The sequence below is a fragment of the Neptuniibacter sp. 1_MG-2023 genome (assembly GCF_030547185.1).
GTDB lineage: Bacteria > Pseudomonadota > Gammaproteobacteria > Pseudomonadales > Balneatricaceae > Neptuniibacter.
In genome coordinates this window covers 198,008-222,506 of the sequence record NZ_JAUOQR010000004.1, presented here as the reverse complement: position 1 = coordinate 222,506, position 24,499 = coordinate 198,008, and the positions used below count along the sequence as shown (strand labels likewise).

22 protein-coding genes are annotated in these 24,499 nt (G+C 45.0%); 2 read left to right on the top strand and 20 right to left on the bottom strand.

The features are described 5' to 3' along the window. Positions 1 to 23 precede the first annotated feature (23 nt). On the bottom strand, positions 24 to 482 hold the full coding sequence (locus Q4492_RS07200) for a CreA family protein (RefSeq protein ID WP_303416567.1): 459 nt from the start codon (positions 480 to 482) through the stop codon (positions 24 to 26). A 92-nt stretch (positions 483 to 574) separates the two neighbouring features. Between Q4492_RS07200 and Q4492_RS07195 the strand changes: the two genes are divergently transcribed. Then, entirely contained in the window at positions 575 to 988 is a 414-nt protein-coding gene (locus Q4492_RS07195) for an MmcQ/YjbR family DNA-binding protein (RefSeq protein WP_303416566.1), read from the top strand. Between the two features lie 146 nt (positions 989 to 1,134). Next, entirely contained in the window at positions 1,135 to 1,656 is a 522-nt protein-coding gene (locus Q4492_RS07190) for a cytochrome P460 family protein (RefSeq protein WP_303416565.1), read from the top strand. Between the two features lie 70 nt (positions 1,657 to 1,726). Here Q4492_RS07190 and Q4492_RS07185 read toward each other — a convergent pair whose 3' ends face one another. The 19 genes from Q4492_RS07185 to Q4492_RS07095 all read right to left on the bottom strand — a co-directional run bounded on the left by Q4492_RS07185 (position 1,727) and on the right by Q4492_RS07095 (position 24,493). Further along, positions 1,727 to 2,827: a sirohydrochlorin chelatase gene (locus Q4492_RS07185; RefSeq protein WP_303416600.1), complete on the bottom strand. Its 1,101-nt coding sequence runs from the start codon at positions 2,825 to 2,827 to the stop codon at positions 1,727 to 1,729. 181 nt (positions 2,828 to 3,008) lie between these two features. Continuing rightward, positions 3,009 to 4,106 carry an aminotransferase class I/II-fold pyridoxal phosphate-dependent enzyme gene (locus Q4492_RS07180; RefSeq protein WP_303416564.1) on the bottom strand — a complete coding sequence of 366 codons (1,098 nt, stop codon included), beginning with the start codon at positions 4,104 to 4,106 and terminating at the stop codon, positions 3,009 to 3,011. Next, on the bottom strand, positions 4,103 to 5,041 hold the full coding sequence (gene cbiB, locus Q4492_RS07175; protein ID WP_303416563.1) for an adenosylcobinamide-phosphate synthase CbiB: 939 nt from the start codon (positions 5,039 to 5,041) through the stop codon (positions 4,103 to 4,105). Before cbiB ends, Q4492_RS07180 begins: the two co-directional genes overlap by 4 nt. Next, positions 5,038 to 6,540, bottom strand: a complete 1,503-nt coding sequence (locus tag Q4492_RS07170; RefSeq protein ID WP_303416562.1) for a cobyric acid synthase — start codon at positions 6,538 to 6,540, stop codon at positions 5,038 to 5,040. The genes cbiB and Q4492_RS07170 overlap by 4 nt, the downstream gene beginning before the upstream one ends. Positions 6,541 to 6,586: 46 nt before the next feature. Further along, complete coding sequence (cobN, locus tag Q4492_RS07165; RefSeq protein WP_303416561.1) at positions 6,587 to 10,516, bottom strand: cobaltochelatase subunit CobN; 3,930 nt, start codon at positions 10,514 to 10,516, stop codon at positions 6,587 to 6,589. 12 nt (positions 10,517 to 10,528) lie between these two features. Next, entirely contained in the window at positions 10,529 to 11,602 is a 1,074-nt protein-coding gene (gene cobW, locus Q4492_RS07160; RefSeq protein WP_303416560.1) for a cobalamin biosynthesis protein CobW, read from the bottom strand. Between the two features lie 59 nt (positions 11,603 to 11,661). Beyond that, complete coding sequence (gene cobM / locus Q4492_RS07155; RefSeq protein ID WP_303416559.1) at positions 11,662 to 12,459, bottom strand: precorrin-4 C(11)-methyltransferase; 798 nt, start codon at positions 12,457 to 12,459, stop codon at positions 11,662 to 11,664. Further along, positions 12,456 to 13,232, bottom strand: a complete 777-nt coding sequence (gene cobJ, locus Q4492_RS07150) for a precorrin-3B C(17)-methyltransferase (RefSeq protein WP_067861704.1) — start codon at positions 13,230 to 13,232, stop codon at positions 12,456 to 12,458. Before cobJ ends, cobM begins: the two co-directional genes overlap by 4 nt. 40 nt (positions 13,233 to 13,272) lie before the next feature. Then, the gene (locus Q4492_RS07145; RefSeq protein ID WP_303416558.1) at positions 13,273 to 14,076 is read right to left on the bottom strand and encodes a cobalt-precorrin 5A hydrolase; all 804 of its coding nucleotides are present in this window, start codon (positions 14,074 to 14,076) and stop codon (positions 13,273 to 13,275) included. Then, a complete protein-coding gene (gene cobI, locus Q4492_RS07140; RefSeq protein ID WP_303416557.1) occupies positions 14,073 to 14,801 on the bottom strand; it encodes a precorrin-2 C(20)-methyltransferase in 729 nt (242 codons plus the stop codon). Before cobI ends, Q4492_RS07145 begins: the two co-directional genes overlap by 4 nt. Next, positions 14,798 to 16,072 carry a precorrin-6y C5,15-methyltransferase (decarboxylating) subunit CbiE gene (gene cbiE, locus Q4492_RS07135; protein WP_303416556.1) on the bottom strand — a complete coding sequence of 425 codons (1,275 nt, stop codon included), beginning with the start codon at positions 16,070 to 16,072 and terminating at the stop codon, positions 14,798 to 14,800. Before cbiE ends, cobI begins: the two co-directional genes overlap by 4 nt. Further along, on the bottom strand, positions 16,072 to 16,713 hold the full coding sequence (locus tag Q4492_RS07130) for a precorrin-8X methylmutase (protein ID WP_067861716.1): 642 nt from the start codon (positions 16,711 to 16,713) through the stop codon (positions 16,072 to 16,074). Before Q4492_RS07130 ends, cbiE begins: the two co-directional genes overlap by 1 nt. Beyond that, entirely contained in the window at positions 16,710 to 17,477 is a 768-nt protein-coding gene (locus Q4492_RS07125; RefSeq protein WP_303416555.1) for a precorrin-6A/cobalt-precorrin-6A reductase, read from the bottom strand. The genes Q4492_RS07130 and Q4492_RS07125 overlap by 4 nt, the downstream gene beginning before the upstream one ends. Further along, the gene (locus Q4492_RS07120; RefSeq protein WP_303416554.1) at positions 17,474 to 18,595 is read right to left on the bottom strand and encodes a cobalt-precorrin-5B (C(1))-methyltransferase; all 1,122 of its coding nucleotides are present in this window, start codon (positions 18,593 to 18,595) and stop codon (positions 17,474 to 17,476) included. Before Q4492_RS07120 ends, Q4492_RS07125 begins: the two co-directional genes overlap by 4 nt. 13 nt (positions 18,596 to 18,608) lie before the next feature. Further along, a complete protein-coding gene (locus Q4492_RS07115; protein ID WP_303416553.1) occupies positions 18,609 to 19,952 on the bottom strand; it encodes a cobyrinate a,c-diamide synthase in 1,344 nt (447 codons plus the stop codon). After that, complete coding sequence (gene cobO / locus Q4492_RS07110; protein ID WP_303416552.1) at positions 19,952 to 20,539, bottom strand: cob(I)yrinic acid a,c-diamide adenosyltransferase; 588 nt, start codon at positions 20,537 to 20,539, stop codon at positions 19,952 to 19,954. Before cobO ends, Q4492_RS07115 begins: the two co-directional genes overlap by 1 nt. Continuing rightward, positions 20,539 to 22,275, bottom strand: coding sequence for an AAA family ATPase (locus Q4492_RS07105; RefSeq protein WP_303416551.1), 1,737 nt, complete (start codon positions 22,273 to 22,275; stop codon positions 20,539 to 20,541). The genes cobO and Q4492_RS07105 overlap by 1 nt, the downstream gene beginning before the upstream one ends. Positions 22,276 to 22,367: 92 nt before the next feature. Beyond that, positions 22,368 to 23,750 (bottom strand): MFS transporter, encoded by a 1,383-nt coding sequence (locus Q4492_RS07100; protein ID WP_303416550.1) that lies wholly within the window; start codon positions 23,748 to 23,750, stop codon positions 22,368 to 22,370. Beyond that, complete coding sequence (locus Q4492_RS07095) at positions 23,747 to 24,493, bottom strand: energy-coupling factor ABC transporter ATP-binding protein (protein ID WP_303416549.1); 747 nt, start codon at positions 24,491 to 24,493, stop codon at positions 23,747 to 23,749. Before Q4492_RS07095 ends, Q4492_RS07100 begins: the two co-directional genes overlap by 4 nt. Positions 24,494 to 24,499 lie beyond the last annotated feature (6 nt).

Here is a 24,499-nt window from a genome sequence, read left to right as displayed (position 1 = left end):
TTACTCCTCTCTCAACAGGCTTGCTATTGAGTCTTTACTTTATAAGCATTAGTACCCCACAGCGGTACAGTGGACAAACTGTGCTTATAGCTCCCAGAAGTTTCCTTTGTTGAATAAGAAACATACATCAGTGTTTGGGAGCTAGCATCATAAATACGGCGAATTTTTAACGATTTAAACAGAATACTTTTCGACTTTTTAAACACGACCTCTCCTGATTTTGACTTATCTATCTGATCAATCATCTCAGGACTTATCACCCCTGTTTGGCGGCAAGCAATAGCCCCATCACTAGGATCCGCAAAATCTAAATCAGCCTCAATGTTTGCAATATGACAGGTAACGCCTGTCACTATGGGATCGACAAACACACTAATCTTTATATCTTTAGTGGTTAAAAAACCAAGAGAAACATCCCCCACTTCGTCATCACTACAACCTAACAATAGAGAGAAAATGCTGATTAATAGAACATTTTTCATGCTTATCCTTGTATTATTTATATTTTAAACTTACAGCAAACAGTATCGCGCCAACCAAAATATTACTCAATAAACCTAAGGGCAGTGACTTTATGGATTATAAACAAGCAGAAAAATACGCCCTCTCTCGTCCTGATGTCTATAAAGAATATCCCTTTGGTCCACAAACAGCGGTATTTAAAGTAAAGAAAAAAATGTTTGCTCTGTTAGGCATTTGCGGAAAAGCGGGAAAAGAACTAGGTAGTGAGTTTGCCGGCTATGCTTTTTTAAACCTCAAATGCGACCCTGATGAAGCCTTTATGCTGCGCGATATATTTCCTGAGATTCTACCGGCCTATCATATGTCCAAGAAACATTGGATCAGTGTTGTCCTAAAACCAACGATGCCCGAAAAAGAGATTGAGCGATTGATTGATCGTTCCTATGCTTTAGTGGTTAAAAAGTTAACAAAGGCAGAGCGAACCCAGCTCGAACTAACCTACTCTCCTACACAACTTTATCGCTAACAGCTATACCTCAAAACCTCTTATAGAACTAGGCATTGAAAATATCATCCAAATAATAGACTCTTAATAAAATTAATGTATATTTAATACATGTTAAAAACATCACTTCAAAAGCGCAAAAAATAATAATATGTGAGGATGAAGACATGAAGAAAGTTATAGCACTAACCGCAGGTATCATAGGCAGCTCCTTTTGTTGGGCCGGTCCTGGAGATGAAATTGATTTCCCAGCAGACTACTTGACCAACTTTACACCTTACCTAGCTCTTAACCGTACTCAAAACCCCGATCAGTACATTAAGTTATACATTAATGACAAAGGGCTAAGTGGTACCGAAGAAAATGGTCAATTACCTTACGGTACAGTGATCGTCGGGGAAATTTACAAAGTAGAAAAAGATGCCGATGGTAAGGTTATCAACTCCACCTTAGGAGAGAGAATCATTAATAAGCTGGCTTTGCTTGCCGTAATGGAACGGCGTGAAGGTGCGGCCGAGGCTTACCCTAAAGGCATGGGCAATGATGATTGGGATTTTGCTGCATTCAAACCAAGCGGCGAGAGAGCCAATAAAGACCTAACCCAATGTGCCGCATGCCACGCACCACATACAGACTCTCATCATCTTTTCTCTTATCAGCATATTATTGCTGAGCAAAATAGAAAATAATCGCTTCACTAAAAGACCGTCAAGGGGCTTTTCTAGCCCCCTGACCTTTAATCTAAACCAAGATATCCTGTTATTGGTGAGCTAAAGCATCCTCAGGTTTAGACAGCCCGATTTTCTCCTTCTCTTCATCCAGAATCTCTTGTGGAAACTGACTCATAAAGCAGCAACAGATCCCTTCACCTATCATTGTACGCGGGCCTAATGGATGACCTATATGCTTATAGATTCCATGGGAGTGCCCGTGGCTATGATCATGGGTATGCTCGTGATCATGCGTGTGTGAATGCCCATGTGAATGACTATGACCCTGTGAATGCTCATCCTCAGGATTAAATTCAGCATGATGGTGATGAATATCCACCTCACCTGAAGCTAAACGTCGCTGGAAAGATTCCATCAAGGATTCACTGGGCGATTGCCCCTCATCCTCTAAAATTTCACGCACCCTTATCTCAAATGCATCAATGACTTTTTCATGATCATTTAGATAAGGAGTTTTAATAAATTCAAATTCAGGATTTTCCGTAGCAACTTTATCCACATAACCGAAAATGCGTTTAATTAAACGACCTGTGAATAAAAAATAGGGCGCGACAACAATGCGTTTAAAGTCGAGTTTAATTAAGCGTTCTAAGCCAACGCCCACTGATGGATAAGTCACTCCAGAATAAACGGTATCTGCCCAACCAAAACCCATATTTTCATTGACTATGCGGGTTAGTTTAGCGGCTTCAGCGTTCGCCTCAGTATCAGAAGTACCACGACCGACAACAACCAACATAGTGTCATAAAGATTATCTGGCGGATTAGCCGGATCAAGACCTAAGGATTCGTAAATACGTGCTTGAAACGCTTCGATCATCGCGGGGTGTAAGCCTAATTCTTGACCATAATGTACAGAAACCCCATCGTTTTTCTCCGCATAGGTAGTCAACACCGATGGAATATCATTTTTGGCATGTGTCGCCGCAAACAACATCCCAGGTACCGCGTAAATATCATCAACACCTTGCTCTAGTAAAGAGTTAAGCCCCATATGGATATTAGGTGCAGAAAATTCTAAAAAACCATACTCGATAGGCATAGCAGGAAAGCGCTTTTTCAACCCCTCAGCCACACGGCTAAATTCACGCTCTGCATCTTTATCACGGCTACCGTGACCACACACCATAATACCTTTTTTAGGCACTGGGCTATCTCCAATAAAACTTAAAAAACAAGTTCTGAATTTTACCCGAGTCAAAACTAATTGCAGCTTCTTAAGAAAAGAATCTATCAATCAGTCCCAAATCAATCGAGCATCTACAGAACCAACATTCATACCTAAGTGAAAAACACTTGGGTGAGCTAATTCAATCAAATGTTAAAATAAATTCATCTATCACTTGCTGAAGTTTCAACACTATAGATTCATTCTCAGCATCAATAATACCAAGCCGCAAAAGGCTCAAATCAGAAGGTTTACTCAACTCTTCAATCACTCGTAACAACACACCCCGTTGCGCAAAAAAGTCATACATCTGCTCTAGCCGCTCACTCTCTACCCACCAACTACTAAACAACAGAGAAGTCCCCTGCATTTTAGCCTCGATACGTTTTAATAAAGGCGAAAACAGCGTCAGTGTTCTTTCACTATTTAGCCTAATATTTACGCGGTTTTTCATCTGCCAAGTACGGTTATTGAAAGCATCTGTAGCTACAGCTTGAGCAGGTCCATTGATCGACCAAATCCCAATCCGATTATGTACCGCCTGTAACACCACTTCAGGTCCAAAAAGAAACCCTAATCGCAATCCAGCCAAACCAAAGAACTTACCAAAAGAGCGCATCACCACTAGATTATCAACAGTATGAAACTCATCATAATCGGATAAGACACTCTGTTCAGGGTGCAGATCAATAAAGGCTTCATCGACAATCAAAAAACCACCTTCCGCTAACCTAGATGACCAATCAAATAACTGCGCCACTGAAAAGGATAATCCAGTAGGGTTATTAGGGTTGATCACCACTAGATGGAATGGCTCACCTTGTTCCAATTGAAACTCTATACGCTCTATCGCCACGTCCTGATCAGTCGCGGGATAAAAATGAATATCTCTCTCATCCTCGCAAGCGTTGATCCAACTCTCTGAATGTTCTTGATAACCTAAGCTTGGTAAGAGTACCGGCAGCTTAGGTAGTAATTTAGGTAGGAGTTCAATCACCTGCTGACTCCCACTACAAGCGGCAAAACGGTCACTACCGTAATAGGAAGTAACCGCCTTCTTAAACTCAGTAGAAAGATAAGGTAACTGTTGAAAGCAGATCTCATTCAACTTAGGGATAGGATAAGCGCAAGGATTAATCCCCGTAGATAGATCGATCCACTCCTCTAGCTCAATACCATATCGCATGGCTGCCGATTGCAGATCACCACCATGGATTAACTTAACTGTTTCTGCTTTCACAGGCTTGTACTCTGCACAGAGACTAAAACAGCAGTCACTACATAGATAAGAACCACCCAAAAAATCAGAACTCGATTAACTAATTCACACGCAAGTTTAATACTTTCAGCTGATGGCTTATCGCCCGTTTCAGGTCCCAGAGCTGGCCGTTGCTGTAACTCGCCATGGTAGATTGCCGCTCCCCCTAAAGAAACATTAATGGCCCCTGCACCTGAGGCCATTACAGGGCCTGCATTTGGGCTTTTCCAAATACGCCCTTGCTCACGCCATGCTTTTATCGCAATAGCAGTATCTCCAAGCAACGCATAACTAGCAGCCGTCAACCGAGCGGGAACAAAGTTTAATAGGTCATCTATACGCGCAGCGCACCAACCAAACTGCACATAGCGTGTGTTTTTATAGCCCCACATCGCATCAAGGGTATTACTTAAACGATAAAGAATTACACCCGGAATACCGAGTAAACAGAACCAAAACAACGCTGAGAAAATAGCATCTGCACCATTTTCTAAAACCGACTCTGTAGCAGCAGAAGCGATCGCTTCCTCCTCGAGCTCTGACGTATCTCGACTAACAATCATCGATACCGCTTGACGCGCAGCCTGCAGATCTCCCCTTTTTAAAGGTTCAGCAATTGCCATCCCATGACTTAACAAGCTCTGCCAGCCTAGGCCAAAATAAAGCACAACACCCGCTACAACAGCCATTAATACAGGCATATCAAGCAAGCTATATTGCAAAAGAAAACCCAAAAACACCCAAGGCAAAACAGCTAGACACCAAGCAATAACGCCACCCTTTTTGTCATTCAGATTAAAGCGTTTTTCGAGCAAGCTCGCCATATTGCCAAAACCCACTAAAGGATGAAAACGCTTAGGTTCTTTAAACCAATAATCTAACAACAGAGCAACCAATAAACTCAAAGCGATACTCATACGGCTGATCGCTCCTCAAGATCCAGCAATGCACTTAATAAGCTAAGTGGCATCACCGCCTCGACCGCATCGGCTAAACGATCAATTTGTTGATCGCGGAAAGCGGGATAATCAAAACGCTCTGTTTGTGTAAGACCAGCCCAACCTAATAACTCAGCCAGTAGCTGAGGGTGATCAAACACCCCATGTAGATAGGTTCCTAAAAGCGTATTATCGCTATTACGTACCCCCTCATAGCGCTGTTTTCCCCCTTCATCAATCAACTGAAATAGAGGTGTTTCTAAAGCAGGGCCTCTACTCTCACCTGCATGAATTTCGTAACCTTTAACCTCTATCTCACTGTCACACAAATAGCCACTAACATTACGAAGACACTTATCATCCATTAAGGTCGTTTCCATATCTAATAACCCTAATGCAGCACTAGAACCGGCCGTTGATTCAATCTTATCGGGATCATGAACCCAATGACCTAACATCTGATAACCGCCACAGATACCGATCACTTTACCGCCTAAGCGCAGATGTCGTTTTATAACCTCATCCCAACCCTGCTCTATTAACCATTGCAGATCCCCCTGTACATTCTTGCTACCCGGCAAAATAATCAGGTCCGCACCGCAAAACTCTGTAATCTCTTTCATAAAAGTGCAATCAACCTGGGGGTGCATACGTAAAACATCAAAATCTGTATGGTTGCTGGCCCTAGGATAGAGTGGAACGACCACTTTTAACTGTTGATAGTTTCCAGCATTTTTCTGTTGCTGGTTGACCGCATCTTCCGCCTCTATATGTAGATTAGTCAGATAAGGTATAACACCTAATACAGGCACTCCGGTACGAGCGGTCAACCAATCAAGCCCCGGTTCAAGTAGTGAAACATCACCCCGAAAACGATTGATCACAAATCCTTTTACCCGCGCCTTTTCTGACACACTAAGTAACTCATAAGTACCCAGTAGATGGGCAAACACGCCGCCACGATCAATATCGGCCACAATAATAACGGGGCAATCTATACGTTCAGCAAAGCCCATATTAGCAATATCATGCTCACGCAGATTGATCTCCGCTGGGCTCCCTGCACCTTCAACAATAACCGCTGAAAATTGCTGCTGTAACCGTTGATGACTTTGCACAACTTCAGTTAAAAGCTGCGGTTTAAAAGCATGGTATTCCGTAGCTTTCATATTGCCGATCGCTGTTCCGTTCACAATCACCTGTGCGCCTATATCACTATTAGGTTTAAGCAATACAGGGTTCATATCAACCGAGGGCGCTAGATAACAAGCTTCGGCTTGAACCGCCTGAGCACGGCCTATTTCACCACCATCCGCTGTCACCGCGCTATTTAATGCCATATTTTGCGGTTTAAAAGGAGCCACTGATATCTTATGGCGCGCTAAAATACGGCAAATCGCAGTCACTAAGATACTTTTACCCGCGTCAGAGGTCGTACCTTGTACCATCAATGTATGGGGTGAACTAAATCCGCTCATCTATCTAAATTCCAAATACGGGTATTTATCTGTAGATACATTCTGTTTATATCGACTCTTGTTGCTCATCTATTTCTAATAAAAGATCTTGTAAACGCTCACTATAGTCACCCGGTTCCTGCCATAATCCCCGCTGAGTTGCCTCTAATAACCGCTCGGCAATCTCTTCTAATGCATGGGGATTATGTTGTTCTAAAAACTCGCGATTCTGTGGGTCAAAAACCAAGGCATCAGATACTTTTTCATATTGATAATCAGCAATCAGATTAGTCGTCGCATCATAAGCGAAAAGGTAATCCACACTCGCCGTCATCTCAAACGCACCTTTGTAACCATGCTCCTGCATTGCCCCAATCCACTTAGGATTTAACAGACGGGAGCGAATCACACGATTTAATTCCTCTTTTAAGGTACGTACTTTAGGCTTTTGCGGATTAGAATGGTCATTATGGTAAACCTGCGGCGCTTCACCTTTATACACTTCGACCGCATTGCTCATACCACCTTGAAACTGATAATAGTCATCGGAATCTAAAATATCGTGTTCACGATTATCCTGATTTTGTACGACCGCCTCTAAAGTGGATAGCTGATACTGAAAGGTCTCAGGTACCGCTACACCATCATCCTGCACTACACCTTCTATACTCTTAACAGAAAAAGTACCGGTATAAGCGTAACCGCCCCAATTGAGATAAGCCTCTGCAAGATCACTCTTTTGCTCCCAGCAGCGTTCATCAATCAACCCTTGCAACCCCGCCCCGTAGGCTCCTGGTTTACTACCAAACACACGATAACTGGCTTGGCGTAGAGCCTCTTCGCTTGATACGCCTTGCTCTACCAACTGCTGCTGGCGTCTCTGTATATTTTGCTGAATAGTATTACTACTACCCGGCTCTTCTAAGGCTGCAATCGCTTGCACTGCGGCATCATATAAGCGCATAACATTAGGAAACGCATCACGGAAAAAACCCGATACTCGTAAGGTTACATCGACTCGTGGCCGACCTAAGAGTTGGCTACTAATTATTTCAAAGTCCACCACCCGATTGGAACCCGGTGCCCAAATAGGACGCACCCCCATCAAAGCAAAAGCTTGCGCAATATCATCCCCGCCGGTACGCATAGTTGCAGTACCCCACACTGAGAGACCTAAACTACGTGGATAATCACCTTGATCTTGCAGATGGCGTTCAACTAAAGCTTGTGCTGAACGCTCACCTATAGCCCACGCAGCAGGAGAAGGTATAGAGCGATTATCAACAGAATAGAAGTTGCGTCCTGTAGGTAAGGTATCTAAACGCCCCCGAGTCGGCGCACCACTGGGGCCCGGATTAACAAATATGCCTTGTAAACCATCCAGTAATGATTGGATCTCTAACTCAGCACTTTGCAGGAGTGCACGATAAAGGGTGGCTTGCACATAGGCGAGCTGCTCTTTAATCCGCGGTAGCTCCGCCAAGTCATCAAGAGACTGGGGCCTTAATATATAATCCTGAATCAGCTGTAGGGCGAGTAGCTCTAAACGTTCGCGGGTATCCGCTTCACTCCGCCAAGGTTGATCAGATATAGCAGCTAAAAGTTTCGGCTTTTTACCTTGCCAGCTTTTCTGTGTGGCCTCTAATGGATCAAACGGATGATCTAGACCCTCTGCAAGATTGAGATCAACAGCGAGGTTATGCAAAATACCTTGAGCACTCGGATCATCACCTCGCGGGAGACGTAACAGAGCCACTAAGGTTTCTGCTAATTTGTCAGGCTTAGGCAGTTCACCCAAGATATGTAAGCCATGACGAATCTGCGCCTCTTTAATATCACAAAGGTAAGCATCTAACTCAGTCAAGACCTCATCTTTATCCACTAGATCTGACGCACCTAATTCCTCTAACAGATGCGTATCTTGTACCTGTTTAAGAATCTCATCTCTTAACCACTGCTGACGTTTATCATCCATCCCCATCGCTTGATAATACTCATCCACCAGCCCTTCCAGAACGGCCATTTCGCCATAAGTTTCAGCACGACTCATCGGCGGCATAAGATGATCAATAATCACCGCTTGAGTACGGCGTTTTGCTTGTGCCCCCTCTCCTGGATCATTGACAATAAAAGGATAGAAGTGAGGCATAGGCCCTAGGGCTATATCAGGCCAACAGTTTGCTGATAATGCACTGCCCTTGCCCGGTAGCCACTCTAAATTGCCATGTTTTCCCACATGGATAATCGCATCGACTTGGTAACACTCACGCAGCCAAAAATAGAAGGCTAAATAATTATGAGGAGGAATCAGATCTGGGTCATGATAGTTAGCCACTAAATCAATATTAAACCCCCGTGCGGGCTGAATACCGACAAAAGTTTCACCTAAACGAATACCTGACAGCATTAAACGTCCATTCCGGTATTTAATATCCTGTTCGGGACCGCCCCATTGTTCAAGCACCGCGTGCTGAGAGGCTTCAGGTAATTGCCTAAAGCAACGTTGATAATCCGCTAAAGCTATACTCTGCCAACAGGGCAATTGATGAAGTGTATTAGGGTTATTGGTCACAGCACCCAATAAAGCTTGGATTAATTGATCGCCGCTCTCAGGCAAGCTATCAAGTGGATAACCCGCACCCTGCAATGCCTGTAAAATATTCAAAGCAGACGCTGGCGTATCTAAGCCAACTCCATTGCCAATACGGCCATCTTTAGTCGGGTAGTTAGCTAAAATAACCCCTATACGCTTATCACTATTTGCTTTAGTAGACAGCGAGGCATAACGCTTAACTAATTGGGCAACAAACTTCGCCCGCTCTTTATGGAGCTGATAGCGCACAACAGATACTTGGCTATGATCATCGTAATAGGCCTCGCTTTTAAAACTTAAAGCGCGGGTATGAATACGCCCATCCATCTCAGGCAAAACCACTTGCATAGCGATATCACGGCTACGTAAACCTTGCTTATGGGTTTGCCAATCCTCTTCTGTACTACTCGATAACACCAGTTGTAATACTGGCACTTTGCGCATAAAGGGTGAATAAAACTCACTGGGTTGCGAACAAAGATCAGGACTTGCCACCGTATTTGAGGCAAAACCCGTGCTATTGATAATCAAACTCGCCTGACTCTGCTCCAGCAAGGCATTCACTAAAGCTAGCGACTCTGGATCTTTCAAGGAGGTAATCGCCACGGGCAAAGGCTTGATCCCTTGATCTTCTAACTCAGCGATCAACTGATCAAACATCTCTGTATTACCGCTTTGCAGGTGACTCCGGTAAAACAGTAATAACGCCGTCGCCTCACTATCCTGTTTGGCTACATTCTCTGCCCAACGCTGTTGCCACTCATTGAAAGTGGCTTGCCCTAAGGCTTTTATCGATTCTTTTCGTACTGTTTTCTCATCTGTCACCGGCATATAAAGCAGGCACTTAGGTAAAGAGGTAGGTTCATGCCAGCGCAGAGGCAAAGCTAAATATTCACAGCTTAAGGCATTCAGTAAATGCAACGAGTTATCCACACCCCCTTCGCGTAAATAACGCCAAACACGGATACATTCTGCTTCAGAAACTGAACTGGCCTTAATTAACTGCGGATCTAAGGCATCATCACCAGGCACTATAATCAAGGTTCGATCCGTATCAGCCGCCGCCCAAGCTTGTAACCGCTCAAACCCATATGCCCAGTAGCTTGCGCCGCCTAAAAGCGATAACACCACAACTTTCGCTTTATCTAATACTTTATCTTCATACAGATCATAGGCCGCAGGTTTTAATAACTGCATCCAATTGGCAAGACGTATATCTGCTAACTGCCCTTTAGCTAAACCATCTAATGGCCCCTGCTCCTGATAAAGAGAGACAGCAGCAGCTAAGGCCCCCAGACTACTGTCTGCGGCAGAAAGAATAACCAGGTCAGCCGGTGTTTGGTTTAAATCGATAATACCTTCATCATCAACAAAACCACCGGGTTGGGCAGCAAGTAAGTGCATAGTTACTGTCGCCTAAACTAAAGCGTCTTCAAGTGCGGCTTTAATAACAGATTCCTCAATCCCTTTGCCAATAAAAACCAATTGCGTTTTAGGCTGATCCGCTCCCCATGGACGGTCAAAATATACATCTAAGCGTTTACCAACGGCTTGTAAGACTTGACGCATAGGTTTCCCCGGCAAAGCTGCAAACCCTTTAGCACGGTAGATATTAAATTCACTTAACAGGCCTTTAAGCGCCACTTGCAACTTATCGCTATCCACCTCACCTAGTGTAATAACAAAGGAGTCAAAGTGATCATGGGCATGATCATGATGTTCACCATGCGCGTGATGATGATCATGGTGGTTATGAACATCGTGAATACGCTCTTCTGCTGCGGCATCGAGCCCCATCAGCGTATCCAATTCAGCTTCACCATTACTGATATAGGTGGTCTTAACGGCACTCGGTACTTTAGCGCTAATCACCGCTTGAACCCGCTCCCGTTCAGCAGCCCCCAATAGATCATTTTTACTGACAACCACAAGGTCTGCAGCGCTAAGTTGATCATCCAATAATTCTTGTAAGCTTGGATCATGGTCTAGGCTTTCATCGGCTAAACGTTGCGCCTGAACCTGTTGCGCATCATGAGCAAAACGCCCCGCAGCAACCGCTGGCCCATCAATCACCGTAATCACCGCATCAACAGTGCAATACTCTTTAATACCCGGCCAGTTAAACGCTTGAACTAAGGGTTTAGGTAAGGCTAAACCGCTGGTTTCAATAAGAATATGGTCAATATCATCACGACGCTCAACTAACTGTTTCATCACTGGAAGGAACTCTTCTTCAACGGTACAGCAGATACAGCCATTAGCGAGTTCATAGATACCATTTTCGCCACCCGAGGCAGTGGCTTGCTCATCATCACAATCCAGCGGGCAGCTACGTAATAGATCAGCATCAATATCGAGTTCGCCAAACTCATTAACAATTACAGCAATACGTTTACCAGCGGCTTGCTTGAGTACATTAGATAACAAAGTCGTTTTACCGCTACCTAAAAAGCCGGTAACAACAGTGGTTGGGATCTTATTTAGTTGCATTCTATCTACTCTTAAAAGTCGGTTTAGGCTTAAATTCTGTTATATAGCAACGCTTAAACTCAGCGTTTGTCGCGGTTAACTGTGCGTGGTTTTTCAGGTTTCACCTTGGGCCGATAGATATGTGCTTGGTCTTTTGCATAGAGATAGGACTCTTCAAAATCATCACAATCTAAAACATGCCCTACCAAAATTAACGCAGTGCGGGTAAACCCCTTTTCACGTACTTTCTCGACAATATTACTTAAGGTTCCAACCACTTTGTCTTGGTCTGGCCAGGAGGTGCGATAACACACAGCCACAGGACAATCTTCTCCATAGTGGGGGATCAGCTCTTCAACAATTTTATGAATGCGGGTCACCCCTAAGTGAATCGCTAAAGTCGCGCCGCTTTGAGCCAATTGCGGTAACCGCTCCCGCTCAGGAAAAGGTGTTTTCCCCTCATAACGGGTCATAATAATGGTTTGTGACACACCGGATAGGGTTAACTCTTTTTTAAGATAAGCCGCTGAAGCCGCCACAGCGCTAACACCGGGAACCACTTCATAATCAATACCTTCAGCTTCTAAGCGCCTAATTTGTTCACCTATAGCGCCATAAAGTGATGGGTCACCACATTGTAAACGGGCAACATCTTGGCCCGCAGCGTGCGCTTGATGAATGTGCTGGGTAATCTCATCTAGATCTATGCTGGCGGTATCAATAATTTTCTCGGCTTTGCCTTCAACCGAGGCCAGTACTTCACGAGGAATCAATGACCCCGCATACAACACTACAGGGCACTGCTGTAAAATCCGTTGACCTTTTAATGTCATTAGCTCAGGGTCACCTGGGCCGGCACCTATAAAATAGACCGTCATAGTTTTTTACTGTATCCCCGTGGGGTATAAACCCACTCTTTACTGCCGTTAACAATATGCTTAGATTCGCTGTTACCTACACTCACCATGGTGAACATATCCACATCTTTAGCGTCTAGCTGGTCTAACCGAATAATACGGATTGACTCATCTTCACGGGTTAGCTGGCGGCCCAGCAATACAGGTGTTTCGGCTGGGCGATATTGCAATAGAATGTCGCGGGCGCTGTTCAGCTGCCAATCCCGTTTTTTCGATACAGGGTTATAAAATGAGATAACAAAATCACCACTACCTGCACTGTGAATACGCTTCTCTATAGTTTCCCAAGGCGTTAAAAGATCCGACAAAGAAACAGTACAGAAATCATGCCCGAGCATCGCCCCCACACGACTTGCACCCGCCTGCATAGCAGATATTCCGGGGATCACTTCAATCTCAACATCCAGCCATTCGGGATGAGATTCTTTACCTTGTAACTGCAGATCTAGTAACTCAAACACTAAAGTTGCCATGGCGTAGATGCCTATATCACCACTAGAGATCAGCGCAGTGGTTTTACCACTCGCAGCAAGATCTAAAGCTAGACGCGCTCGGCCAATCTCTTCACCTAAAGGCAGATCATGGTGTGTTTTTCCATCACAAACACCGCCCAATAGATCTAAATACAACCCATATGCCACTAGATCACTACTGGCGTTAATGGCTGTTAACGCTTTAGGCGCAACGAGCTGTGAATCACCGGGGCCGGTACCTACTACATATAACTGACTCATCTATCTCTCTAATCTATTTAGTTATTGGGTAATCAACGCATTAACTAGCGTAAGCTCTGGCTATTGCACAAGTCGCTTTAGCGGTTTTCTGTTTATTCATAACCAGTTCCGCTTGTTTAACTAGGCTAGTTTCCAAGGCGATATCGGTCTGTTTTGAATACGCTGCCGCACATTGCAACGCACTATAAAGCGCGGCTGATTCCGCAACCCCGTAAACACCAACAATGCTATGAACATAAGTTGAGCGCGTACTTAATTGCTCTTCAACTGTGCTTAACTGCTGTTTATTCCACGTTAGAAAGGGAATACCAAGCTTGGCAGCGAGTGAGATCAAACCTTGCTCATCTGCTTTTATATCAATACTGCTTAAACAACTGATCTGTTTAATAGACAGCCCTTGCTGCTGTAAAGATTGCATAAACAAACCTTCCAGCTCTGCTTCTGGACAGTTGCGCTCACACCCCATACCTACACTATAAATAGGGTGTAGATAAGCATTAGCTGTAGTAATGACCGGCTCTGCATTAATCAGCTTAGAAACCTGTAATGCCCAATCATTAGCCCCCCCTTCATGCCCTGATAATAGAGGGATAACAAACCGTCCGTTTTCATCTAATACCAGTACCGCGGGGTCTGTATATTTATCGGCTAAAACAGGCGCAAGACTACGCATCACAATACCGGTCGCACAGATAAAGATTAAGCGTTCACCTGCCGTAAAATAGGTTTGCACTTGTTGGCTAAAGGGCTGAGGTTTATGGGATAACAGCGCATCATTTAATTGTGCCACCAAGCGTTTACCTAATGCTTGGCCTTTATCCGTCAGACTGATCACACGTATCATTGGTTCTCTCTTCCCTGACCACGCGCCACGACAAAAAGGGAAAAATAAGGACCTGCGACTCGATCCAACCTGCTAAGATCACTGACAATTTTTTGATTATCACGCCCTATATATTCAAGATACTTAGCCTCACCTTGACGACCTGATTGCTCTAATAAGGCTAGAATTCGTGGTCGTGCTTGGCCTGCTTTCATAATAACCAGAGAATCATACTGGTTAAGCCCAGCAAGAATCTGCTCATCACTATGACGACCATTCAATACAGCAAAGGATTCTTTCAACATCGTTAAAGGTTGCGTTAAACAGGCGGCGGCAGCATTAATAGAACTAATTCCCGGTACAACTTCACAACTGTACTCCCCTTGTAAACGCTCTAATAAATAACTAAAAGAACCATAAAAAAGTGGATCACCTTCACATAGAAACACTACATCTAGTCCCTTATCTAACTGTTCAGCGATCGTTTTTGCACCTTGATCGTAGGCTTGATTCGCCAAATTGCGTGCTTTAAGCATAGGCATATAAATGGGAACTTCAGTTTGCCCCCCTACAGCCGATTCGATCGCCTCAAGGGCTATGCGACGGGCCTGTGATTCACCCTGATCATTAGTTAGAAAACTGAGGACATTCGCATGCTGAATAAGCCGCCACGCTTTCACAGTAAGAAGCTCTGGATCACCAGGACCCACCCCTACGCCGATAAACCGCCCTTTAACAACATTCACGACAAGGGTTCCTTTTTAAACAGGTACAAAGTAACCGGTAAGCTGGGACGGTACATAATCTGGCCCGCTAAACGATCACCACGACTAACACTTAATTGAAGGGTTTCATTCTCACTATCTGCCCTCTGGGTGCGCGTTTGATTAAACTGATAATAATCGCACTTGCTCTGTTCCGTCACCGCTGAACCGAGCAAAATCCCCCCGGGAGGAAGTAAGGTCCATATTTGATCTAACAACGCCGCTAACTCACCACCACTGCCACCAATAAAAACCTTATCAGGGGCCGGCAGATCAGCTAATGCTTGAGGTGCTCGACCTTCAATAATAGAAAGGTTACTCACTACCCCAAAACGCTGGCGATTTTGTTCTAAGCAATCAAAACGATCAGAGTGATGTTCTACGGCATATATATCACTATTCGGATTCCAATAAGCCAGCTCTACTGCAACACCACCACAACCGGCGCCTATATCCCAAACACACTCACCTTTAGCCACTTGCAACAAGGAGAGAATCGATAAGCGCACCTCCCGTTTAGTAATCATTCCACGGCCCGCATCCTCTTTATCGGTCACGAAATGCTGGTCAGGAATACCGGGGAAGGCAGGTAGAAATCCTTGGTTACAACCGGGTTCAAGTAGTGTTACATGCAAAGAAGCGAACTTAGTGGAACGCCCTGTATTAGAAAGGGTTTGAGCTGTAAACGATCTGATCATCTCCTGTGGATAACCAAGCATTTCACAAACCGTAATTTTGGCCTCAGAAAACCCGCAAGCAATACACTCATTGGCTAAAGCTTCAGGAGTACTGTGTTTATCGGTTAAGAGCAATAAAGGTTGATCTTGACGCAAGCGTGTTCTTAATTTGGATAAAGGGCGCCCATGTAAACTGAGCACTTCAACATCCTGCAAAGCAATTCCTAATCGGTGACAGGCTACTTGCAGACTAGACACCGCAGGATAAAAGGTGAGTAATTCAGCCGAGAAATAACGGCTAAACCAACGACCAATCCCGTAAAAAAGCGGATCACCTGACGCTAAGACTAAAACGGTCCGGCCCTTTACAAGTTGCTCATCAATTAGCGCTTTAAGCGCAGATAATTTAGGCAGAACTATGCTTTCTTTACCAACCGGTATTACCTGCTCTAAGGTATCTAACTGCCTTTCTGAGCCAATAACAAGGTCTGACTGATGCAACGCTTGTAGTGCCTCTGCCGATAGATCGGCCTTAGCATTAACACCTAAACCCACCACTTGAATCTGGCCTGTCATTAGTAATACTCCCCACGGATACAACGGAGTAAAGCGTTACAACTGGCCGCACTTACGGCACTACCTCCTTGCCGACCCAGTAACGTAATGCACTCAATACCTAAATTTTGATGCTGATCCCATAAAAGCTGCTTTGATTCCGCCGCGCCAACAAACCCTACAGGCATACCTATAATCAACGCCGGTTTATCCGCTCCCTGCTCAATCAGCTCTAGTAATCTAAACAATGCAGTCGGCGCATTACCTATCACTACAACACTACCCGCTAACTGATCACGCCACAGTTCAACTGCCGCCATAGAGCGTGTTTCACCGCTCGCTTGTGCCAATTCAGCCGCTCGCGAATCATTTAGATAACAAAGTGGCGGCTGATTGATCATACGCTTAGTTATTCCCTGTTTTACCATCTCCACATCACAGAGGATATTGGCTCCACGCGCTAAAGCACTAATCCCTGATTCACACGCCTGTGCACTAAAACAAACACTACTGGCAACCTCTGGCATACCAACACTATGCACTATTCGCATCACCACCTGTTGCTGCTCACGTGTTAAATTTGCAAGATCCGTTAACGCGCGGATCTGGCGAAAACTTTCTTGCTCAATCGCTTGAGGGTTGATCTCATATATCACAGTCACACTCCAACCCTTTTATTCTCAATCTTATTAACTACGTCATTAACCGAATCTAATAAACAATCCGCCGCAGGTAACTGCGGTCGCTCTAACATAAACACAGGAACACCTAGTTCACGGGCCGCCGCTAACTTAGCTTCAGTCGCGCTACCGCCGCTATTTTTACTCACTAAAAGATCCACGTCATACTGAATCAATAACTGTTTTTCATCTGCATGATTAAACGGCCCTATTGCTTTTAACCACTGCATCGTCTCGGGCAACTCAGCTTTGGGAGGCGCTGCCGTTCGGATAATCTGCCTTTGCCCAGTCAGCTCTGCTTGCAACTTAAACTGATCAACTAAAGGCTTCTCTATCTGTCCCGCCGTTAAAAATATACTGCGATAAGGCTCTGTTGCTTTGATCAATCCATCCCAATTATCAAACAACTGCCATTGATCCCCTTCTTGAGCCTGCCAGGCTGAACGATGAAAGCGCCAACAAGGAATAGCTAACTCAGCACAGGCAGCAACAGCAGCCGTACTCATTTGCAACGCAAAGGGATGAGTAATATCAATAACTAAATCAAAACCTAATTCCCTTAAATAATGTGTTAACCCGCCCCGTTGAGTAAAACCACCACTAATCACCTCACACGAAAATTCGGGCACGCGGACTAAACCCGCCACACTATAAGTGACCTGTAGCGATTTCAGCAGATCTCTATTTTCCAGCTCCGCAACGACTTTACGTGCATCAGAAGTCCCGCCAAGGATTAGTATTTTCACTGTAGATCCTCAGCCTTAACATGTCCGACAAACTGCCCTTTACGATCAGTCGCCCACACCTCTAGCTCCATTTCAGACAATCTATCTTTTAACATCCCTTGGGCGGCTATAAGCGCTCTACTACACACCTCCGAGGCCAGATCTAAATGTTGCTCTTGGCACAGTTTCAACACTTCCATACTGGTATTCGCTTGTAATATTTTTTCCACCAATCTTGTATCTGCACCAACAGCAACGGCCATCTCAGCTAAATGTTTAAAATCAATACTGGATGCTCGGCTATTAAGATCCATATGCCCCTGCGCCAACTTACTAATTTTGCCAAAGCCGCCGCAAATAGTGACCTTTTCTACTGGCGCTTTCTTTAAATGTTTCAGTAACGCGCCGATAAAATCACCCATCTCAATTAACGCCATATCCGGTAACTGATACTGTTTTTTAATCGCAGCTTCACTAGTACTGCCCGTTGTTGCTGCAACATGGGAAATTCCATTTGAGCGCGCAACATCGATTCCCTGTCGAATAGACGCAATGTAAGCAGCGCAGGAATAAGGCCGCACAATACCGGTTGTACCTAAGATAGATAAACCACCCAAAATACCTAACCGAGGATTCATCGTCTTTAAGGCGATCTGTTCGCCATTCTCAACCCCAACAGAGACTTCAAACCCACCACTGTAGTTATAGGTCTCCGCGCTCTTAATAAGATGTTCCTGCATCATTTTCCTGGGTACGGGATTGATCGCAGGTTCACCTACTTCAAGCACTAAACCCGCACGAGTGACTGTACCTACACCCTTAGCCGGTTTAAAAAACACACCTTTCTCTGCAATTAACCGCAACTCCACAAACACTGTGGCACCATGAGTTACATCTGGATCATCCCCTGCATCCTTGATGGTTGCAGTGCGAATACCTTGCTCGGTATCGCCCAGTTGTTGATAACTTTCTATTACTAATTCGACCAACTGCCCTCTGGGTAATAACACCTCAACCTTAGCTGGCTGTTTAGTCGCCAGTAATGCCTGAGCAGCAGCCACACAACAAGCAGTTGCGCAGCAGCCAGTGGTTAAACCGCTGCGCAATTCCTGTTTCTGTTCACTACTCTCAGGCCACATATCGCATTAACCTTTAATCCGTTTTTGATTCATACTGACCACTAAAGATAGCGGCAATCGCTTCAGGGTTTGAGGCAAAAAATAGATGTAAATAACTAGCGGTTAGCCCCTGCTCTCTATAGATCGCTTCTCCCGGCGCTGGATGTCGCTGGCGTTTACCATAGGCGATAGGCTCCGGTGTTGCATGACTACGAGAACGGTGATGCGCATGCGCTTGTACAGCCCCTTCTGGCAACATAGCCGTCTGCATTCCTTGGCACCCCCGTTTTCCGCGCATCGCGCCATGACCTGCAATAACTGCACTCATGGGGTATACCTGATCACCCAAATCGGTTAAATCTTCAAGGCAGTAAAGAAACCCACCACACTCAGCCAAAATAGGTTTACCTAACTGATGGAATCTTTTGATCTGCTCTTTAATAGCCTTATTTTCAGACAGTGCTTTAGCGTGCAGTTCTGGATAACCTCCCGGTAACCAGAGCGCATCAGCCTCTGGTAACTGCTGATCAAATAAAGGGGAGAAAAACACTAACTCTGCACCCATCTCCTGCAATAAACGCAAATTAGCATCATAAATAAAGCTAAAGGCTGCATCTTTAGCGATCGCAATCCTTTTACCCACCAACAAAGGTGCCACTGGAGCGATCTCTGCACTAAAAAATTCAACCGCTTCTGGCAGATCAATAATTGCATTCGGCTCGGCCAACGGGCCTTTGATCCACTGAGCACCTAAAGTAAAGCGCTGCTCAAGCTCATCGCGCACCTCATCTGCTTGCACTAAACCTAAATGGCGTTCAGGTAAAGCGACCTCAGGATCCCTTGCTAATGTGGCTAATAATGGTAGGTTTTTAGGTAAGGCATCACGAATCAGCTCAGCATGACGTTCTGTACCACAATTATTGGCAATAAGACCTGCAACCTTCACATCATCACGATAGTTCGCCATGCCCATCGCTAAGGCCGCAGCCGTTTGAGCCATCCCTTTAACGTTCATCACTATAGCTATAGGGATATTAAAACGGGCAGCTAGATCTGCACTTGATGGATCACCATCAAACATCCCCATCGCCCCTTCAACTAGAATAAGATCAGCCGTTTGAGCCGCTTCAAATAGTTTTTGCTGGCAATACTTATCCCCAGCCATCCATAGGTCTAGCTGCTCAACATCTTGCCCTGAAGCCTGCGCTAAAATTTGCGGATCTAAATAGTCAGGGCCCGTTTTAAAAACCCTTACCACTTTACCTTGAGTTGTAAAGTAACGCGCTAACGCCGCTGTAATAGTCGTCTTTCCTTCACCGGAACTTGGCGCAGAAAGAAATAACGCAGGACACAAAACAGAAGTGGATAGATCGGTCATCAGTATTCAATTCCCGCTTGTGCTTTTACCCCTAGACGAAATGCATGACGCTCATCTCTAATACTACTGATGGTATCCGCTATCTCTTCTAACCCTTCGGGCATTACCCGACCTGTAATCATTACGTTTTGATTTTTAGGCCTATTTTTTAGGGCTTCAATCACTGGAGCTAGTTCAAGGTATTTATATTTGAACATGTAGCTCATCTCATCAAAAACCAGCATCTCATAACGATCATCTTGCAAGAGCGCTTCCGCTATCTGCCAAGCTTTTTCCGCCGCAGCTATATCCTGCTCTTTATCTTGGGTTTCCCACGTAAAACCATGGCCCATCACGTGCCAATCAATTAATTCATGATCACGGAACAGCTTATATTCACCGGTTTCTGTACGCCCTTTCACAAACTGAATCACTGCCGCTTTTTTTCCATGTCCGACACAGCGCGCCATAGTGCCAAAAGCTGAACTGCTTTTACCTTTACCGTTGCCTTTAAGGAGAATTAAAACGCCACGCTCTTCAGTGGCACTGGCGATGCGTTTATCGATCACTTCTTTCTTTTTCGCCATGCGTTCCTGATGGGTCTTCATTAATATGCTCCAGCTAAAGATAAATAGGTTGCGTTTAATGTTTGGGCAAAGCGCGGACCTTTGCCCCGCTTAATCTGACTAAGTTCAGTATCGATCCATACCAATTCACCTGGGAGCTGAACACCCTCCAGAGAACTACTGCTACGGCCATCAGTCAGAACATAACTGCGGATCTGTAGTTGGGGGTTTTGACGGAGTAATTTTTGCAAATAAACTTGCGCCTCTAAAAATGCAGCACGCATCGGCGTCCCACCGCCAGCACTCAGTTGATCCAACCACTCTCTGAGCTCTTTAGGTGCACGCACCTTTGACAGTAGGCGGTCAACACGGCTATTACCAAAACCAAAGAGCGTAATTTTCTCCCTTGCTATATACGCTTGCTGGGAGATCTGCAGCAGTGCAGCCTTAGCATGAGCAAAGCCCTCTGCTTGCAATGTGGATGCAGAGGTATCTAATAATATGAGATGCAGTATATCGTCTGACTGTTTTTTCGGTTTAAAACGCAGTTTCTCTGGCGGCCAGCTAGGCAGGCTGGATATTAAAGTAGCGTACCAATCCGGCCGTTTGCTCGATTCAGACATAGTCAACGCATTTGGTTTAGAAGATGATCGAGCCATCGTCCCACTTGCTTGAACGGACTCTACATTTAGCGTTATATCAGCCGTTTTCTGCTGCTCCATTTGAGCTGACATTGGGCCCCAATCCCCCTCCCCACCGGAACTCTCTATTGAATTTTTCTGTCCATCTTCACCCCGCTCACGATGACTATCATCCGGTCGTTTAAATCTATGTTGTGTTTGAGGTGATGATGGCGGCTTATTTTGTTCGGAGGAACTAGGCGGCTGTTTATCCGAGGACGTCGGCTCTACCTTACGTCGATGGGCTAACACTAAGGCTTCAACATCATCTATATCTTGCAAAGTAACAGCAGTACGTTGATGAAATGCAGCATTAGCAATTGCAGCCCTATACCAAACAATATCAGCCCTTAAACCATCCACCTGCGCCGCACTACAACGCTCCGCAATTTCGAGCCGTAGTAGATCATCACAGCTGATACTGTTTAGCCGTACCCGTGCAGATTCTATATGTTTAAGGAGCTGTTCTTGCTCTGCTTTGTAGGCCTCACAGAACTGCTCCCTCTCGCGTTCAAACAGTTCTCGGCGCTTAACAATTTCGACTCTTTCTGTGGGTAGATACTGATTATCCAGATCAACTGACAGTCCAAAACGATCATGGAGCTGGGGGCGCAACTCCCCTTCATCAGGATTCATGGTACCGACTAATAAAAACTCGGAGCGATGGCTATGGCTAATACCATCACGTTCGATACGGTTTACCCCTGAAGAGGCCACATCAAGTAATAGGTCAACCAGATTATCTGGTAGCAGATTAACCTCATCAACGTAAAGCACACCACCATCGGCTTTACTCAGTAAGCCTGGACTAAAACGCACCGTTTTTTCATTGAGTACATGCTCAAGATCTAAAGTCCCGAGCAACATCTCTTCACTAGCGCCTAAAGGTAAGGTCACAAAATCAGCTGATTTTTCCCCCTCATCATCTGAAACAGGTAATAGATCAGCCAATCCTCGCGCCAATGTAGATTTTGCACAGCCGCGCGGCCCACTGATAACAACACCGCCAATAGCAGGATTAATTGCAGACAATATAAGTGCTAATTTAAAATCGTCTTGGCCTAAAACCGCGCTAAATGGAAAACCTGTTTTACTCATCTATCTACCTTTAACATCCCGTTATCCGAGAGGTGATGCCAGATTGAAAAACCTAAGATACAAAAAGGACCACATCCTTTGGGTATCCAACCTTATTGTTTCGGCCAATAAGAGTGATGCTCATCAATCACATATTTATGTCGATGTTTCTGATGCTTATGATAATGAGGGTGGGTATGTGGTTCAGCTCCCTCCCAGCCCTCATGCTCATGTTGATGGTGCTCATCATGGGTATGGGGATGGAGATGCTCCAGCTCGGAATGTTCATGCCAAAGCTCATAGCGATCATGGCTTTTCCAGATAACACTCGCTAACAACGTCGATATGCCAGCCAATACAGCTAACCAGATAAACGTCTGCTCCATACCGAGTACACTGCCTAAGCCACCCGCTAGAAGGTAACCAATCAACCACATCCCATGAGTTAGGGCGAAGTTAGCAGAAAAGTAATCATTACGATCACTTTCTTTGCATGACTGACGAACGACACGTCCTGTCGGAATCAAAATCATGCTGCTCCCCACACCAATCAAACACCAAATAGGAAACAAACCTAAGTAACTAGGCCCAACAATGCCTGCCAACAGCGCCACCACGATAATAACACCGCCAAATAACATAACCGGACGATCATGAAAACGTTCTAACAAAGAGGGAAGATAAAGCGCAGCCAACATAGACCCCAAACCAGCAGATACCATCAGTAAGGGCACCTGCTCTTCCGATAAACCAAGAACGCCTCGGACATACACAACACTATTAACAATAACCATCGCACCCGCAGCAGATAAGGCTAAATTAAGCAATAATACGGCACATAGTCGAGGTGTCCTCAGGTAGCTTTTTATACCAAAACTAACATGCTGCCAAAGACCACCACTTCGGTCATTACTCCTGCTACTCGGTAGTTTAGCCATATAGATAAAAACAACCGATAGCGCAAACCCTGCGCCATTAAGCTCAAACAACCACTCATAAGAGGTGAAAAGTATAATAACGGCGGCAAGTGCTGGGCTTAGTAGACTTTCCACCTCCATTGCCAAACGAGAGAGCGACAATGCTTGGGTATACTCTTTCTCATCAGAAAGAATATCTGGCAACAAAGCTTGATACACCGGCGTATAAGCTGCCGCCATAACATTTAACCAGAAGATCACTACAAATAACTGCCAGATCGCGTCACAAAACGGTAGCAGTGCAACTAATATCGCCCGCCCCATATTCAAACTAGCTAACCACTTTTTACGCGGCAAACGGTTGGCATAACCACCGACTATAGGCGCTACGCTCAAGTAAGCGACCATTTTAATGGCTAAAGCAACACCTAAGGCTAAACCGGCATCACTGGGCTTAAGATCGAAGGCAAACAGCGCTAACGCTACTGTTGTTAATCCTGTACCTAATAGCGAAACTAGCTGACCAAAAAAAAGCCAGCGGAAGTTCGAATTAAGTAACGGCGTCGCAACAGCAATCATTGGTTACTTTTCTCCACCAACCCGACAGTATCAAGCTTACGTTTCTCTACAAGATTTAACTTAGCCCCTTCTAGCCGGACTTCTCGCGTAGCTAATTGCGCTAAGAAATCACTATCATGGGAGATAATGATCATCGCCTGAGGTAAGGTTTTTAATGTATCAATCAAATGCTGACGCGCTTTACTATCTAATGCATTACTCGGCTCATCTAACAGCAACACTTCAGGTTCCATCGCTAATACAGAAGCTAAAGTAATCATACGTTTCTCACCACCTGATAACTGATGGGTAATACGCTCCTCAAATCCAGCCATCCCCAACGAAGCCAATGTATTAGTAGCAATCTTTAAAGCCTCTTCGCGGCTCTTGCCTAGATTTAAGGGGCCAAAGGCCACATCTTCTAAAACAGTCGGGCAAAACAGCTGGTCGTCCGGGTCTTGAAACAAAAAACCGGCACGGGCACGCACATCAACAAAGGACTTTTCCTCTTTTCGACTTTCACCAAATGCAAAAATATCACCTGACTTTGCTTTTTTAAGGCCCACTAGTAGATGTAATAAAGTCGTTTTTCCCGCTCCATTAGCCCCCGTTAAAGCAACACGTTCACTCGGATTAAGCTGAAAATCCACATCGTCCAGCACGAGCCCTCGGCGAGGATAGCGATAGCTCAAGCCTCTCACCTGAATCAAAGGGGCTGTAGACTTACCAGACAACTCAGACTCAACCATTGATCGCTCACTCATAAAAAA